This is a genomic window from Streptomyces sp. TOM-9, from assembly GCF_056858595.1.
Genome location: NZ_JBXEQB010000001.1, coordinates 2,998,494 through 3,013,262, shown reverse-complemented (window position 1 = coordinate 3,013,262; position 14,769 = coordinate 2,998,494). Strand labels below are relative to the sequence as shown.

The 14,769-nt window shown below is 70.7% G+C and carries 12 protein-coding genes; 9 read left to right on the top strand and 3 right to left on the bottom strand.

Going from position 1 to position 14,769, the window contains the following annotated elements:
- Nucleotides 1-25: 25 nt before the first annotated feature.
- On the bottom strand, nt 26-418 hold the full coding sequence (locus tag AC1VWI_RS14105) for a GNAT family N-acetyltransferase (RefSeq protein WP_499516801.1): 393 nt from the start codon (nt 416-418) through the stop codon (nt 26-28).
- A 306-nt stretch (nt 419-724) separates the two neighbouring features.
- Here AC1VWI_RS14105 and AC1VWI_RS14100 point away from each other — a divergent pair, with 306 nt between their 5' ends.
- Both AC1VWI_RS14100 and AC1VWI_RS14095 read left to right on the top strand, forming a co-directional pair.
- Nucleotides 725-1,126: a hypothetical protein gene (locus AC1VWI_RS14100; protein ID WP_499511341.1), complete on the top strand. Its 402-nt coding sequence runs from the start codon at nt 725-727 to the stop codon at nt 1,124-1,126.
- Nucleotides 1,127-1,388: 262 nt separating this feature from the next.
- Entirely contained in the window at nt 1,389-2,363 is a 975-nt protein-coding gene (locus AC1VWI_RS14095) for an aldo/keto reductase (protein WP_499511340.1), read from the top strand.
- Between the two features lie 299 nt (nt 2,364-2,662).
- Here the strand turns inward: AC1VWI_RS14095 and AC1VWI_RS14090 are convergent, their stop codons facing one another.
- Nucleotides 2,663-3,199 (bottom strand): VldE C-terminal domain-containing protein, encoded by a 537-nt coding sequence (locus AC1VWI_RS14090; RefSeq protein WP_499511339.1) that lies wholly within the window; start codon nt 3,197-3,199, stop codon nt 2,663-2,665.
- A 159-nt stretch (nt 3,200-3,358) separates the two neighbouring features.
- Here AC1VWI_RS14090 and AC1VWI_RS14085 point away from each other — a divergent pair, with 159 nt between their 5' ends.
- The 6 genes from AC1VWI_RS14085 (at nt 3,359) to dnaE (ending at nt 13,006) form a co-directional block, all read left to right on the top strand.
- A complete protein-coding gene (locus AC1VWI_RS14085) occupies nt 3,359-4,675 on the top strand; it encodes a DUF2252 domain-containing protein (RefSeq protein ID WP_499511338.1) in 1,317 nt (438 codons plus the stop codon).
- A gap of 63 nt (nt 4,676-4,738) precedes the next feature.
- On the top strand, nt 4,739-5,386 hold the full coding sequence (locus AC1VWI_RS14080; protein WP_499511337.1) for a hypothetical protein: 648 nt from the start codon (nt 4,739-4,741) through the stop codon (nt 5,384-5,386).
- A 53-nt stretch (nt 5,387-5,439) separates the two neighbouring features.
- Nucleotides 5,440-6,246 carry a thioredoxin domain-containing protein gene (locus AC1VWI_RS14075; RefSeq protein WP_499511336.1) on the top strand — a complete coding sequence of 269 codons (807 nt, stop codon included), beginning with the start codon at nt 5,440-5,442 and terminating at the stop codon, nt 6,244-6,246.
- Between the two features lie 127 nt (nt 6,247-6,373).
- Nucleotides 6,374-8,038: an alkaline phosphatase D family protein gene (locus AC1VWI_RS14070; protein ID WP_499511335.1), complete on the top strand. Its 1,665-nt coding sequence runs from the start codon at nt 6,374-6,376 to the stop codon at nt 8,036-8,038.
- A 289-nt stretch (nt 8,039-8,327) separates the two neighbouring features.
- Nucleotides 8,328-9,302: a zinc metalloprotease gene (locus tag AC1VWI_RS14065; protein ID WP_499511334.1), complete on the top strand. Its 975-nt coding sequence runs from the start codon at nt 8,328-8,330 to the stop codon at nt 9,300-9,302.
- Nucleotides 9,303-9,427: 125 nt separating this feature from the next.
- Nucleotides 9,428-13,006 carry a DNA polymerase III subunit alpha gene (gene dnaE / locus AC1VWI_RS14060; protein ID WP_499511333.1) on the top strand — a complete coding sequence of 1,193 codons (3,579 nt, stop codon included), beginning with the start codon at nt 9,428-9,430 and terminating at the stop codon, nt 13,004-13,006.
- Between the two features lie 92 nt (nt 13,007-13,098).
- Here dnaE and AC1VWI_RS14055 read toward each other — a convergent pair whose 3' ends face one another.
- Entirely contained in the window at nt 13,099-13,272 is a 174-nt protein-coding gene (locus tag AC1VWI_RS14055) for a hypothetical protein (RefSeq protein WP_499511332.1), read from the bottom strand.
- Nucleotides 13,273-13,476: 204 nt separating this feature from the next.
- Between AC1VWI_RS14055 and AC1VWI_RS14050 the strand changes: the two genes are divergently transcribed.
- Nucleotides 13,477-14,724 carry an NYN domain-containing protein gene (locus AC1VWI_RS14050; protein ID WP_499511331.1) on the top strand — a complete coding sequence of 416 codons (1,248 nt, stop codon included), beginning with the start codon at nt 13,477-13,479 and terminating at the stop codon, nt 14,722-14,724.
- Nucleotides 14,725-14,769 lie beyond the last annotated feature (45 nt).

Below are 14,769 nucleotides of genomic sequence, written 5' to 3'. Positions count from 1 at the left end.
ACATGGGCGCCAGGCTCGCGACCGTTCAGGTTCCGGATACGCCGGCGCCGGCCTCGAGACGAAAGCTCAACTGGGCCCCCACCTCTCGGAAACCGAGCGCGCCTGCAACCCTTCGGGACGGCTCGGGCCGAGCTCTCCACTGAGGTAGGAGACCCGTATCGAGAGCAAGAGCCACCGCTGCGGAGGCCACGGTCTTCGCCAACCCACGACCGCGGCGCCGCGGTGCCGTCAGTACCGACGCATGAGCCGCACTCCCGGGCCAAACCCGGTATCCCGCTGCGGCCACGACCTCGCCGCCGTCGAGGATGACGAACGCAGGCGAAGAGATCTCATCCAGGCCGCTTTCGCCGGCGTCTTCGTGCCCCGCTGTCGCGAGCAAAGCCAGCAGGCCAGGGTGTTCCGCGGGCAGGCGCGCCACAGCCCGGTCCGTGGGCGCAGGACGGAACTCCGCGTCGGACACGTAAGCGAGGGTGGCCGGGCCGAGTACCTCGGCGACGGGCAGTACCGTCCGGAGCGCGTCCGTCCGGACGAGGGCGTCCGGAGGAATCCCAGCGGTGGCTCTGCGGAGCAGGCCGGCGATTGCGCGGGCCTCCGGCGCGACACAGGCAGGGGCCAGTCCGACGCGGCCGCTACGATCGCCCCATGACGTCCCATCAGGCGGATGCCGCGTAGGGCGCCGCGCGAGGTGAGGGCCGCAGGGCCCGATGAACGAGGCAGTGATGCGGTGAGCTCGTTGCTCATCGGCACGTGTCCTGGGCAGCCCGTGTGCGCCGCCGTTCACACGTACCTCTTCGTCGACGGTCTCGACGTGGTCGCGCGCAGCGACAGCAGGATGGCCGGCCTCGATCCGAGGCGGCTGCTCCGGCCGGGCGGGCCGCTCCATCCGACGGACATGCCGCGTGAGGTGGAGGTGGCAGCCCAGGAGCAGCCCGAGTCCGGGCCGGGCAGGCTGGGCATCCGGCTCCGGCTCCGGGGCGGGACGGTCATCTGGTCCGGCCTGATGTACCCCGGCATCGATGGCAGACCCGTCGAAGAGGTGCGCTTCCGCCTTGAGCAGTACCTGGGCGAGGTGGAGCGTGCCTATGCGGCCGTCACCGCCGCCCGGCGGCCCACGGCGGGTGGCTAGACCCCGCTCCTCGTTCTCATCCGCATGCATCGGTTCCACTGGCCGGATCCCCGGTCTGGGACGAATCGATCGCTGCCGGGTTCAGCGCCGACGTGTACTGGGAGTCCAGGCCTATCAGGTGGGAGGAAGCAGGTTCCGATCCAAGGCCTGTTGGCCTTTGATTCCCCCTGCCCGGCCCCCTACGTTCGGAGTAGTCGACCGGTCGGCGAGTCTCCACCGGTCGTAGCATCGCTCCGATCCGACACGAAGGCAGAACACCGGCATGCGTACTACCACCCTGGGCGCCCACGGACCTGAGGTCGGCGTCATCGGCCTGGGCGCCATGGGCATGAGCTTTGCCTATGACATGGCCACCCCGCGTGACGAGGCCACCTCCGTCTCCGTCGTCCACCAGGCCCTCGACCTGGGCGTGACCCTGATCGACACCGCCGACGTCTACGGCCCCTACACCAACGAGGAACTCCTCGGCCGGGCCCTGGCCGGCCACCGCGACCGCGCGGTCCTCGCCACCAAGGTCGGACTGGAGTCCATCGACCCCACCGGCGGCCCCGGCGGCTCCCCCCTGGTCAAGCCCAACGCCCGGCCCGAGCACATCCGCGCCTCCATCGACGCCAGCCTGCGCCGGCTGGGCACCGACCACGTCGAGCTCTACCAGCTCCACCGCGTCGACCCCGACGTCCCGATCGAGGAGACCTGGGGCGCCATGGCCGAGGCCGTCACCGCCGGAAAGGCCCTCCACCTGGGCCTTTCCGAGGTCGGCGTCGAGCAGATCCAGCGCGCCCAGGCCATCCACCCTGTGACGACCGTGCAGTCCGAGTTCTCCTTGTGGACCCGCGACGTCCAGGCCGAGGTCCTGCCGTACTGCGCGCAGCACGGCATCGGCCTGTTGCCCTACTCGCCGCTGGGCCGCGGCTTCCTCGCCGGCCGCTTCACCTCCTTCGACGAACTGCCGGAGAACGACCAGCGCCGGCGCCTGCCGCGCTTCCAGGACGACAACCTGCAGGCCAACCGCGACATCGCCGCCAAGGTCCGCGAGGTCGCCGACCGGGCCGGCGCCACCCCCGCGCAGGTCGCCCTCGCCTGGCTCGTCGCCCAGGGCCCGCACGTCGTCCCCATCCCCGGCACCAAGACCCCGAAGTACCTCACCGACAACGCAGGCGCCGCCGACGTCCAGCTGTCCGCAGCCGACCTCGCCGAACTCGACGCCATACCGGCCCCCGTCGGCGCCCGCTACTGACCGGACCGCCCCGGCCGACGACGACCGCGGGGGCGCGGGACAATACCGCGCCCCCGCGGCGTGCCTTGCCCGCTACGGATCAGGCGGGCAAAGCCCGGAATCGCTGAAAGCGCCGTCGCGCGCGTAGCTGTGAACGAAGTCCTAAATGCGGGTGCCGCCCTGCGAGTCGAACCCCGTCGCGGGCCGCCCCTGGGCCGGGGAAGGTGGGCCGACGCAGACCGACGTTGACAACCGGCGACGGCGTCAACTCTGCTCAGCGTGCCGTTCCGTCTGGAGGCCCAGCTCAGCCGGACGGCCGCTCAGTAGACCGATATGTGCACGTGGTCGAAGTGGTTCTGCGTGATGGAACCGCGGTCCTCCATCAACTTCCACCCCTGTTGCGGGAGTCGGCTGGACCAGATGTGCTGCTCGTAGATGACGTACCATATGCCGTATTCGTCCGCGTGCTCCCGCACCCAGGCCACGATGGCCTCGCCCAGGGCGTCGGACTTGCCGGTGGCCTTCTTGCCGGCGGGCATGAGCATGAAGTCGCAGGCGCGGCCCAGGGGGTGTTCGCCGCCGCCGGCGATGCCGCCTTCCTCGCGGTAGCAGCCGGGGGCGCCCTCGAGGCCGCGGGGGCCGAACTCCTTGACGACGGCCTCGCGGACGGCCTCCATGCGGGCGGTGATGTGCCGCGGCCCGCGGGGTTGCTCCTTCGGCCAGTTGGCCGCGCGGACCTGTGCGGAGAGTGTGGGCCACGCCACGGCGGCCAGTACGAGGCCGCCGATCAGCAGCAGCCCGAATATGGTGCGCCGCCGGCCGCGGCGCGCGGTGTCCCGCCCCCTGGTGGTGTTCATCGCAAGCCAGAACGCGCGACCGTGGCCGGAAGTGCCCGGTTGAACGCGGTGCGACGGTGACGCGAATAACGCCCCGCCCGGGGTCGTCCCCGGGCACGCGAGCGTACGCTCCTGCGTTGGACGCGGCAGACACGGACCAGCCCAGGAGGCACAGCACCGATGGCCACAGGCATGACGACGGACGAAGAGCGCGGCGAGCGGATCCTCGAGGTCTTCGGCACCGCGTTCGGGGAGCTGCTGGCCGCCGATCCGGCCGCGTTCCGGGTCAAGTTCCGCAAGATGGCGGCGTCGGCGTTCGCCTTCTACCGGGGCACCGCGTGCCTCTACTACGCGGACCTGGCCGACATCAAGGACGGCAGCCCGTTCCTGGACGAGCGCACGTCCCGGGTGTGGATCCACGGCGACCTGCACGCCGAGAACTTCGGCACCTACCTGGACGCCAACGGCCGCCTGATCTTCAACGTGAACGACTTCGACGAGGCCTACGTCGGCCCCTTCACCTGGGACCTGCAGCGCTTCGCCGCCTCCATAGCGCTGATCGGCTACAGCAAGGCCCTGGCCGACGACGTGATCTCCGGCCTGGTGCGCAGCTACGCCACCGCCTACCGCGAGCGCGTGCGCGCCCTCGCCCAGGGCGAGGCCGTCCCCGCGCTGACGCTGGACTCGGCGCAGGGCCCGCTGCTGGAGGCGCTGCGCCACGCCCGCTCGCAGACCCGGTTCGGGCTGCTGGACTCGATGACCGAGATCCGCGCCTGGGACCGCCGCTTCGGCTCGGGGGGCGGCGCGGTGGAACTGGACGGCGGCACCCGCGAGAAGGTGCTGCGGGCGTTCGAGGCGTACCTGGACACGCTGCCGGAGACCAGCCGGATCAACCCGGAGAGCCACCGCGTCAAGGACGTCGTGGGCCGCCGCGGCGTGGGCATCGGCAGTGCGGGCCTGCCCTCGTACAACATCCTCCTCGAGGGCCACACCGACGCCCTGGAGAACGACGTCGTGATCTACATGAAGCAGGGGCAGACCCCGGCGGTCTCCCGGCACATCACCGACCCGGCGGTGCGTGACTACTTCCGCCACGAGGGTCACCGCACCGTGATCTCGCAGCGCGCGCTGCAGGCGCACGCCGACCCGTACCTGGGCTGGACCGAGCTGGACGGCGTCGGCCAGCTGGTCGCCGAGGTGTCGCCGTACGCGGTGGACCTGGACTGGTCGGACATCGACGACCCGGAGCAGATCGAGGCCGTCGTCGCGGACCTCGGCCGGGCCACCGCCGGCATGCACGCGGCCGCCGACGACGAGAGCGGGCACTCGCTGGTGCCGTTCTCCACGGAGGACGCGATCGACGCGGCCATCGCCCGGGACGAGGAGGGCTTCACGGAGTCCCTGGTGGAGTTCGCCCACTCCTACGGCGCCCGGGCCCGCGCCGACCACCAGATCTTCGTGGACCTGTTCCGCAACGGGCGCATCCCGGGGCTCTGATCCCGGGCGCCTTGTTCGGGGGTTTAGGCATTGCTTACACACCGGCATGGCACACTCTGCGCCATGGAAGGGACCGGACCCCGGCTGAGGGCACTGCGCGCGGGATGCTTCGCCGCGCTGTGCGTGACGCTGTCCGCGACCGCCCACATCATGCTCTCGCGGGAGCCCCTGCCGATGACGACCACGGCGGGGGCCTTCGCGGGCGTCTTCGCGGTCGCGTACGCGCTCGGCCGCCGGGAGCGCGGCTACTGGCCGATCGCCGGGCTGCTCGTCCCGCTGGAACTGGCCCTCGACACGTTGTTCACCGCGGGCCAGCACACCTGTTACGGCCCCGGGGGCGGTCCCGTCACCGGCTCGTGGCGCTCGATCAACGAGGCGCTGGCCTGCCACGGCGGCGACGTCGGCGGCTCGCTCGCGACGGGGCAGGGGATGTCCGGCGCCGGCACCTCGCCGTGGCTGCTGCTCCTGGCGCACGTCTGCGTGGGCCTGGTCGCCGCCGGGTGGCTGCGGTGCGGTGAGGACGCCCTGCACCGTTTGCTGCGTGCCGCCTTCCGGCCGCTGCTCGTCGCGGTGGCCGTCTTCCGGACGGCCGGACCGCGCGGCACCGCCCGCCCCGGTGCGGCCGGGCCCGTGGCCGCCGCCCCGGCCTTGCCCCTGCTCCTGCACTCCGTCGTACGGCGAGGGCCGCCCGCCCGCCTCGGCTTCCGCTGAGCACGGCGCCCCACCCCTCACCCACGTACGCACGAGTCGGAGATCACACCACCATGAGCAAGCGAAACAGCCAGGCCGCCAAGAACGCCGCCCGTGAGCGGCTGCGCGTCGAGCGCGAGCGGCAGGCGAAGCGGGACAAGCTGCGGCGGCAGCTCGTCGTCGGCGGCAGCGTCCTGGGCGTGCTGGCGCTCGGCGCCGGCATAGCCGTGGCCGTCGTCAAGATGAACGCGCCCACCTACTGGGAGAAGGCCGCGGACAAGCCGCTGGTGAAGCCGGCCAACTCCTCGGGCAAGAACGGCACGTCGATCGTCATCGGCGACGAGAACGCCAAGCACACGCTGAAGGTGTACGAGGACCTGCGCTGCCCGGTGTGCGCGCAGTTCGAGCAGACCTCGGGCGAGACCGTCCAGAAGGACGCCAAGGACGGCAAGTACAAGATCTCTTACACCATGGGTGCCTTCCTCGACGACCGCCTCGCCCAGGGCCAGGGTTCGAAGAACGCGCTGAGCGCGCTGGGCGCCGCCCTGAACGTCAGCAAGGACGCGTTCGTCCAGTACCACACGCTGCTGTACTCCAAGGACGTCCACCCCGAGGAGACCAAGGACGACTTCGGCAGCGACGACAAGCTGATCGAACTGGCGCAGAAGGTCGACGCGCTCAAGGGCAACAAGACCTTCGAGAACGCGGTCCGCAACGGCACCTACGACAAGTGGGCGCTGACCATGGACCAGCAGTTCACCGACGACGGCATCACGGGCACGCCGACCGTGAAGCTCGACGACAAGACCATCGACAGCGTGCAGGCGATGACCGCCGACCAGTACACGGCCGCGGTCGACCAGATCATCGGCAAGGGGTAGTACCGGCCCGTGGCCGGTTCCGCCCTCCGGTCCCCGGCGTCACGCCGGGGACCGGAGGGCGAAGTCCTCCCGAACTCTTGTGCATTCGGTCCCGGAAAGGGGTTACCGGCGCGTAATCTGACGCCCCGTGACCGATACCTCTGCACCCTCACAGACCTCATCGAGAACACCGAGCCGCCGTTCGGTCGTCAAGGCCGGCGCGGTCGTGACCGGCGCCGCACTGATACCGCTGGCGGCCTCCACCGCTCCCGCCTCCGCCGCCCCGGCCCCCGCCTTCCTGCACGGCGTGGCCTCCGGTGACCCGCTGCCCGACGGCGTGCTGCTGTGGACGCGCGTGACTCCCCTGCCCGAGGCCGTCCCCGGCTCCGGGCTCGGCCCCGCGACCGAGGTGAGCTGGACCGTCGCCACGGACAAGGCGTTCACCTCCGTCGTGGCGACCGGCACGGCGACCATCACCGCCGCCTCCGACCACACCGTCAAGGCCGACGTGCGCGGGCTGCAGCCCGCCACGGACTACTGGTACCGCTTCACGGCCGGCGGTGTGACCTCGCCGGCCGGCCGCACCCGTACCGCGCCCGCCGAGAACGCCGCCGCCGACCGGCTGCGCTTCGGGGTGGTCTCCTGTGCCAACTGGGAGGCCGGGTACTTCTCCTCGTACCGGCACCTGGCCGCCCGCGGGGACCTGGACGCCTGGCTGCACCTGGGCGACTACATCTACGAGTACGGCACCGGGGGCTACGCCGCCCGCGGCACCGTCGTCCGCCCGCACGCGCCCGCCCACGAGATCGTCACGCTGGCCGACTACCGCACCCGGCACGGGCGCTACAAGACCGACACCGACCTGCAGGCGCTGCACGCCGTGGCCCCGGTCGTGGCGATCTGGGACGACCACGAGTTCGCCAACGACGCCTGGTCCGGCGGCGCCGAGAACCACACCGAGGGCGCGGAGGGTGCCTGGACGGCCCGGGTGGCCGCCGCCAAGCAGGCCTACTTCGAGTGGATGCCGGTGCGTCCCTCGGTGGCCGGCACCAGCTACCGGCGGCTGCGCTTCGGCAAGCTCGCCGACCTGTCCCTGCTCGACCTGCGCTCCTTCCGCTCCCAGCAGGCCTCGATCGGCAGCGGCTCGGTGGACGACCCGGACCGGACGATCACCGGCCGGGCCCAGCTGGACTGGCTGAAGGCCGGTCTGAAGGCCTCGGACACCACCTGGCGGCTGATCGGCAACTCGGTGGTGATCTCGCCGGTCGCCTTCGGCGCGCTGCCGGACTACCTGATGGCGCCGCTGGCGAAGCTGCTCGGCCTGCCCGCCGAGGGCCTGGCGGTCAACGTCGACCAGTGGGACGGCTACACCGACGACCGCCGCGAGATCCTGGCCCACCTGCGGGACAACGGCATCCGCAACACGGTGTTCCTGACCGGCGACATCCACATGGCGTGGGCGAACGACGTCCCGGTGAAGGCGGCGACCTACCCGCTGTCGGCCTCGGCCGCGACCGAGTTCGTGGTCACCTCGGTCACCTCCGACAACCTGGACGACATCCTCAAGGTCGCCCCGGACACCGTCTCCACGGTCGCCGAGGCCGCCGTGAAGGCCGCCAACCGCCATGTGAAATGGCTGGACATGGACTCCCACGGCTACGGCGTGCTGGACATCACCGGCGAGCGGGCGCAGATGGACTACTACGCGCTCTCCGACCGCACCGACCCGAACGCCTCGTCGACCTGGGAGCGTTCGTACCGCACCCTGTCGGGCACGCAGAAGGTCGAGCGGGTCTACTCGCCGGTACGCTGAGCCTCCCGAACGTCGATTTCCGGCCAACCCCCCGCGCCGTGCGGGGACCGGCCGGCGCGGGGCGGGCGGTGGGGAGCCCCCGGGTCCGAATCCGGACACACCGCCCGCCCCGTGTCCCGGGGGTGTTACGCCGGCCGGCGCGGACCCTCAAAGGTCCTTCGTTGTCTAGGGATTACCCTCTGTCCGCCAATGGGCCGGAAGGGGGCTGCACCGGTTCTGGCATGGACACATAACCTCCGGGCGGCGAGGAGGAAATTCCTCCCGTACGTCCCACGAGGAGTGCCCCCACATGTCACGCACCCCCCGTTCCCGCCGTCTCGTCGGTCTCGCCGCCGTGGCCGGAACCCTGGCCGTGCTCCCCCTCACCGGCGCGACGGCCACCGTGAGCAGCGCCTCCGCGCACGCGAGGACCCCCGCGGAGCAGTGCGCGGACAGCGGCGACGCCGCGGCCCGCAAGATGAAGGGCTCCACGGCCCACGAGCCCAACGCCATCAGCGACGCCACCGCCAAGGCGATGGACGCGGACCTGAGGAAGCGCGTCGCGAAGATCAAGGCCGAGGGCAAGGGCTCCCGGGTCGCCGCCGCCGCGACGACGACCATCCCGGTCTACTGGCACGTCATCCACAGCGGCAGCACCGGCAAGCTCAGCGCCGCCGCCGTCGCCGGCCAGATAGCGGTGCTCAACGCGGCCTACGCCGGCCAGGGCACCGGCAACGTCGACTCCGGCTACCGGTTCTCGCTGGTCGCGACGGACTACACCGACAAGGCCACCTGGTACAACCTGACCGAGGGTTCCTCGGCCGAGACCTCGATGAAGACCAGCCTCCGCAAGGGCGGCGCGAGCACGCTCAACATCTACTCGGCCAACCTCCAGGACGACCTGCTCGGCTGGGCCACCTTCCCGAGCTGGTACGCCGGCGACCCCAAGGACGACGGCGTGGTCATCCTCGACGCGTCCGTCCCCGGCGGCTCCGCCACCAACTACAACCAGGGCGACACCGCCACCCACGAGGTCGGCCACTGGATGGGCCTCTACCACACCTTCCAGGGCGGCTGCGGCGCCAACGGCGACTACGTCTCCGACACGCCCGCCGAGAAGACCGCCGCCAGCGCCTGCCCGACCGGCCGTGACACCTGCACGGCCAGTGGGGCGGACCCCGTCCACAACTTCATGGACTACACCTACGACTCCTGCATGTACCAGTTCACCGCAGGCCAGGTGAGCCGCATGACGAGCTCGTGGGCCGCCTACCGGGCGGGCTGACGCCACCGTCCGCGACCGGCCGGACACGGGGCCGGCCGGCCGCGGCGGGGAGGGCGGGGAGGGCGGGAATGGCATCGGCTGTCGGACCCCCGGCGTAGGATTCCAACGCCGCCAGATGACGACCGATGCCGGAGGTGTCGCTTCCCGTGACCACGCCGTTCACCCACCTTCACGTCCACACCCAGTACTCCCTGCTGGACGGAGCGGCGCGGCTCAAGGACATGTTCAAGGCCTGCGGTGAGATGGGCATGACGCACATCGCCATGACCGACCACGGCAACCTGCACGGGGCGTACGACTTCTTCCACCAGGCCAAGGGCGCCGGGATCACGCCGATCATCGGGATCGAGGCGTACGTCGCCCCCGAGTCGCGGCGCAACAAGCGCAAGGTCACCTGGGGCCAGCCGCACCAGAAGCGGGACGACGTCTCGGCCTCCGGTTCGTACCTGCACAAGACGATCTGGGCGGCGAACGCGACGGGTCTGCACAACCTCTTCCGGCTCTCCTCCGACGCCTACGCCGAGGGCTGGCTCACCAAGTACCCGCGCATGGACAAGGAGACCATCGCCCAGTGGTCGCAGGGCCTGATGGCCTCCACCGGCTGCCCCTCGGGCGAGGTGCAGACCAGGCTCCGCCTCGGTCAGTTCGACGAGGCGGTGAAGGCCGCCGCCGAGTACCAGGACATCTTCGGCAAGGAGCGGTACTTCCTGGAGCTGATGGACCACGGCATCGAGATCGAGCGCCGGGTCCGCGACGGGCTGCTGGAGATCGGCAAGAAGCTCGGCATCCCGCCGGTCGTCACCAACGACTCGCACTACACGTACGCGAGCGAGGCCGACGCCCACGACGCGCTGCTGTGCATCCAGACCGGAAAGAACGTCTCCGACCCGGACCGCTTCCGCTTCGACGGCACGGGCTACTACCTGAAGACGACGGACGAGATGTTCGCCATCGACTCCTCCGACGCCTGGCAGGAGGGCTGCCGCAACACCACGCTGCTGGTCGCGCAGCAGGTCGAGACCGAGGGCATGTTCGAGGCGCGGAACCTGATGCCCCGCTTCGACGTCCCCGAGGGGTACACCGAGATCACCTGGTTCCGCGAGGAGACCATGCGCGGCATGCAGCGCCGCTACCCCGGAGGCATCCCGGACGACCGGATCAAGCAGGTCGAGTACGAGATGGACACCATCATCCAGATGGGGTTCCCCGGCTACTTCCTCGTCGTCGCCGACTTCATCATGTGGGCCAAGAACAACGGCATCGCGGTGGGCCCCGGCCGCGGTTCCGCGGCCGGCTCGATCGTCGCGTACGCGATGGGCATCACCGACCTCGACCCGATCGACCACGGCCTGATCTTCGAGCGCTTCCTCAACCCCGAGCGCGTCTCCATGCCCGATGTCGACATCGACTTCGACGAGCGCCGGCGCGCCGAGGTGATCCGGTACGTCACCGAGAAGTACGGCGCCGACAAGGTCGCCATGATCGGCACCTACGGCACGATCAAGGCCAAGAACGCGATCAAGGACTCGGCCCGCGTCCTGGGCTACCCGTACGCGGTCGGCGACCGCCTCACCAAGGCGATGCCCGCCGACGTCCTCGGCAAGGGCATCCCGCTCTCCGGTATCACCGACTCCGCGCACCCGCGCTACAGCGAGGCCGGCGAGATCCGCTCGATGTACGAGAACGAGCCCGACGCCAAGAAGGTCATCGACCTCGCCCGCGGCGTCGAGGGCCTCGTCCGGCAGATGGGCGTGCACGCCGCCGGCGTGATCATGTCCAGCGAGCCGATCGTCGACCACGCCCCGGTCTGGGTGCGGCACTCCGACGGCGTCACGATCACGCAGTGGGACTACCCGAGCTGCGAATCGCTCGGCCTGCTGAAGATGGACTTCCTCGGCCTGCGCAACCTCACGATCATGGACGACGCCGTCAAGCTCGTGAAGGGCAACAAGGGCGTCGACATCGAACTGCTGGCCCTGCCCTTCGACGACCCCAAGACCTTCGACCTGCTCGCCCGCGGCGACACCCTCGGCGTCTTCCAGTTCGACGGCGGCCCCATGCGCTCCCTGCTGCGCATGATGAAGCCCGACAACTTCGAGGACATCTCCGCCGTCTCGGCCCTCTACCGGCCGGGCCCGATGGGCATGAACTCGCACATCAACTACGCCCTGCGGAAGAACAAGCAGCAGGAGATCACCCCGATCCACCCGGAGCTCGAGGCCCCCCTCAAGGAGGTCCTCGACGTCACCTACGGCCTGATCGTGTACCAGGAGCAGGTGCAGAAGGCCGCCCAGATCATCGCCGGGTACTCGCTCGGCGAGGCCGACATCCTCCGTCGCGTCATGGGCAAGAAGAAGCCCGAGGAGCTGGCGAAGAACTTCACCATCTTCCAGGAGGGCGCCCGGAAGAACGGCTACAGCGACCAGTCGATCCAGGCGCTGTGGGACGTCCTGGTGCCGTTCGCCGGCTACGCCTTCAACAAGGCGCACTCCGCCGCCTACGGCCTGGTCTCGTACTGGACGGCCTACCTCAAGGCCAACTACCCGGCCGAGTACATGGCCGCGCTGCTCACCTCCGTGCGCGACGACAAGGACAAGTCGGCGGTCTACCTCAACGAGTGCCGCCGCATGGGCATCAAGGTGCTCCCGCCGAACGTGAACGAGTCGGACGCGAACTTCACCGCGCAGGGCGACGACGTGATCCTGTTCGGCCTCACCGCCGTCCGCAACGTCGGCCAGAACGTGGTGGACTCGATCATCCGCTGCCGCAAGTCCAAGGGGAAGTACACCTCCTTCCCCGACTTCCTCGACAAGGTCGAGGCCGTGGTCTGCAACAAGCGCACCGTCGAGTCCCTGATCAAGGCCGGCGCGTACGACGAGATGGGCCACACCCGCAAGGGCCTCACCGAGCACTACGAGCCGATGATCGACAACGTGGTCGCGGTCAAGCGCAAGGAGGCCGAGGGCCAGTTCGACCTCTTCGGCGGCATGGGCGACGACGCCGGGGGCGACGAACCGGGCTTCGGGCTCGACGTCACCTTCTCCGACGTGGAGTGGGACAAGACGTACCTCCTCGCGCAGGAGCGCGAGATGCTCGGCCTGTACGTCTCCGACCACCCGCTCTTCGGCATCGAGCACGTCCTCAACGACAAGGCGGACGCTTCCGTCTCGGCCCTGGCCGGCGACTACGCCGACGGCGCGATCGTCACCATCGGCGGCATCATCTCCGGTCTGCAGCGCAAGATGACCAAGCAGGGCAACGCCTGGGCCATCGCCACCGTCGAGGACCTCGGCGGCTCCATCGACTGCATGTTCTTCCCGGCCACCTACCAGTTGATCTCGACCCAGCTCGTCGAGGACGCCGTCGTCTTCGTCAAGGGCCGGCTCGACAAGCGCGAGGACGTGCCGCGCCTGGTCGCGATGGAACTGATGGTCCCCGACCTCACCGACGCCGGAACCAACGCGCCGGTGACGATCTCCATCCCGACGGTGAAGGTGACCCCGCCGCTGATCGCCCGCCTCGGCGAGGTGCTCGCCAGCCACAAGGGGAGCACCGAGGTCCGGGTGCGGCTGCAGGGCGCCCGCAAGACGACGGTGCTGCGCCTCGACCGCCACCGCGTCACTCCCGACCCGGCACTCTTCGGCGACCTCAAGGCCCTCCTGGGCCCCTCCTGTCTCGCCACCGCCCAGCAGCAGGCGGGCTGATCACCTCCCGCGCGAGCGGGCGGACGTGCCGAGGGTGGCACCCCTTCCGGACGGGGTGCCACCCTCGGTCGTGAGTGTCCGGCGCTCGCGCGCTAGTTGTGGCCGAACTTCTTCTGCCGCTTCTGCGACACGTGCGGTTCGGCGCCCGGGACCGTCATCGCCATCTGCTCGCGTCCGCCTGCGCTCTTCGCGTGCTCTTCGGTGGTCGCGGCGCTGCGGTCGTGGTGCTGGCCGGTACGTTCGCCCCGGTTCTTGTTCTTGCCCACGATTCCTCCTTGGGGGAAATCTCGGATGATGGGCCGCACTCAGGCTTGCACGGGAGTACGAAGGTCGCATTTCGGGCAGTTGCAGAGTGTGGCGCGCCGGTGATCGCGTAACCGGTCACAACGCCCCGGTGTTCGGGCAGACTCGGGGCAACAGTGTTACCGGGGGGACGGACGGCAGGACTTTCGGAGAAGAGGGTGAGACCGATGGACCGCTGCGTCGTCCTCGTGGATGCCGGCTACCTGCTCGGGGCTGCCGCGAGCCTCCTGGCCGGAGAGCCCTCCCGGTCCAGGATCACGGTCGACCACGCCGAGGTCGTCGCGGGCCTGCGGGAGCGGGCCGAGAAGGAGACGGGCCAGCCGCTGCTGCGGATCTACTGGTTCGACGGCGCCCCCGACCGCGTCCCCCAGCCGGAGCACCGGAGACTGCGTGTGATGCCCCGGGTGACGGTCCGCCTGGGCGCGCTGACCCGGACCGACGGCCGCTGGGCGCAGAAGGGCGTCGACGCGGCCATGCACGCCGAGCTGTCGGAGCTGGCCCGCAACCGTGCCTGCTCCGACGTCGTCCTGGTCACCGGCGACGGCGACCTCCTGCCCGGCATGATGTCGGCGAAGGAGCACGGCGTCGCCGTCCACCTGTGGGCCGTGCAGGCCGCGGACGGCGACTTCAACCAGTCCGAGGACCTGGTCGCCGAGGCGGACGAGCGGCGCGTCCTGGACCGGGAGTGGATCACCCGGGCCATCCACGTGCGCGAACCCGCCGGGGTCTGCGCGCCCCTCACCCCGCGGCCCGAGATCGCCGCGATCCTGTCCGCGCCGCTGCCCGAGACCACCCGCAGCGCCGAGCCGCAGCCCGCGGCGGACCAGCCCGCGGAGCCGGCCGCCGTCGCGCCCCGGGTCGTCACCGTCGAGCGCAACGGCACCCGCCCGAACCCCGAGGCGCCCGCCGCCGCGACCGGCAAGGGCATGGTGCCCACCCCCAAGGACGTCGCCGGCATCGTCCACCGCGGGCACTCCTCCCCGCACCCCGCCTCCCCGTCCGCCACCGGGGCCACCCTGCGCTGGTCCTCCGACCGCGGGCTGGTCGGCGGCGCCGAGGCCGCCGACGTGGGCCTGCCCACGCTGGCCCAGCTCACCAGCCCCGAACAGCGCTGGGCGGACCGCGAGGAGGACATCACCGCCGTCAGCGGCGACCCGTACGAGGTCGGCCAGGTCTTCGCCCGCCGCTGGATCGGCCGGCTCACCGACACGTCCCACCTCCAGGTGCTCTCCGCCGAGTACCCGCGCGTCCCGCACCGCATCGACGGCGAGCTGCTGCGCTACGCCGCCCGGTTCGGGCTGCTGGCCCACAAGGACGACCAGATCGACGAACACGACCGTTACGCCATCCGGGCGGGCTTCTGGCGCGAGATCGACGCCCGCGCGGTCGTCGCGAGGGCCTCTGCGGGGGAGTGAGCGCGCCCGGACCCGACCCTGCGGCACGTCCCGGCCGGGATGCAG

Excerpts from the sequence above, each read along its gene's own strand:
- dnaE (WP_499511333.1), top strand. The coding sequence starts at position 9,428 with ATGCCGGAGGTGTCGCTTCCCGTGACCACGCCGTTCACCCACCTTCAC.
- AC1VWI_RS14095 (WP_499511340.1), top strand. The coding sequence starts at position 1,389 with ATGCGTACTACCACCCTGGGCGCCCACGGACCTGAGGTCGGCGTCATC.
- AC1VWI_RS14050 (WP_499511331.1), top strand. The coding sequence starts at position 13,477 with ATGGACCGCTGCGTCGTCCTCGTGGATGCCGGCTACCTGCTCGGGGCT.
- AC1VWI_RS14075 (WP_499511336.1), top strand. The coding sequence starts at position 5,440 with ATGAGCAAGCGAAACAGCCAGGCCGCCAAGAACGCCGCCCGTGAGCGG.
- AC1VWI_RS14090 (WP_499511339.1), bottom strand. The coding sequence starts at position 3,199 with ATGAACACCACCAGGGGGCGGGACACCGCGCGCCGCGGCCGGCGGCGC.
- AC1VWI_RS14080 (WP_499511337.1), top strand. The coding sequence starts at position 4,739 with ATGGAAGGGACCGGACCCCGGCTGAGGGCACTGCGCGCGGGATGCTTC.
- AC1VWI_RS14085 (WP_499511338.1), top strand. The coding sequence starts at position 3,359 with ATGGCCACAGGCATGACGACGGACGAAGAGCGCGGCGAGCGGATCCTC.
- AC1VWI_RS14065 (WP_499511334.1), top strand. The coding sequence starts at position 8,328 with ATGTCACGCACCCCCCGTTCCCGCCGTCTCGTCGGTCTCGCCGCCGTG.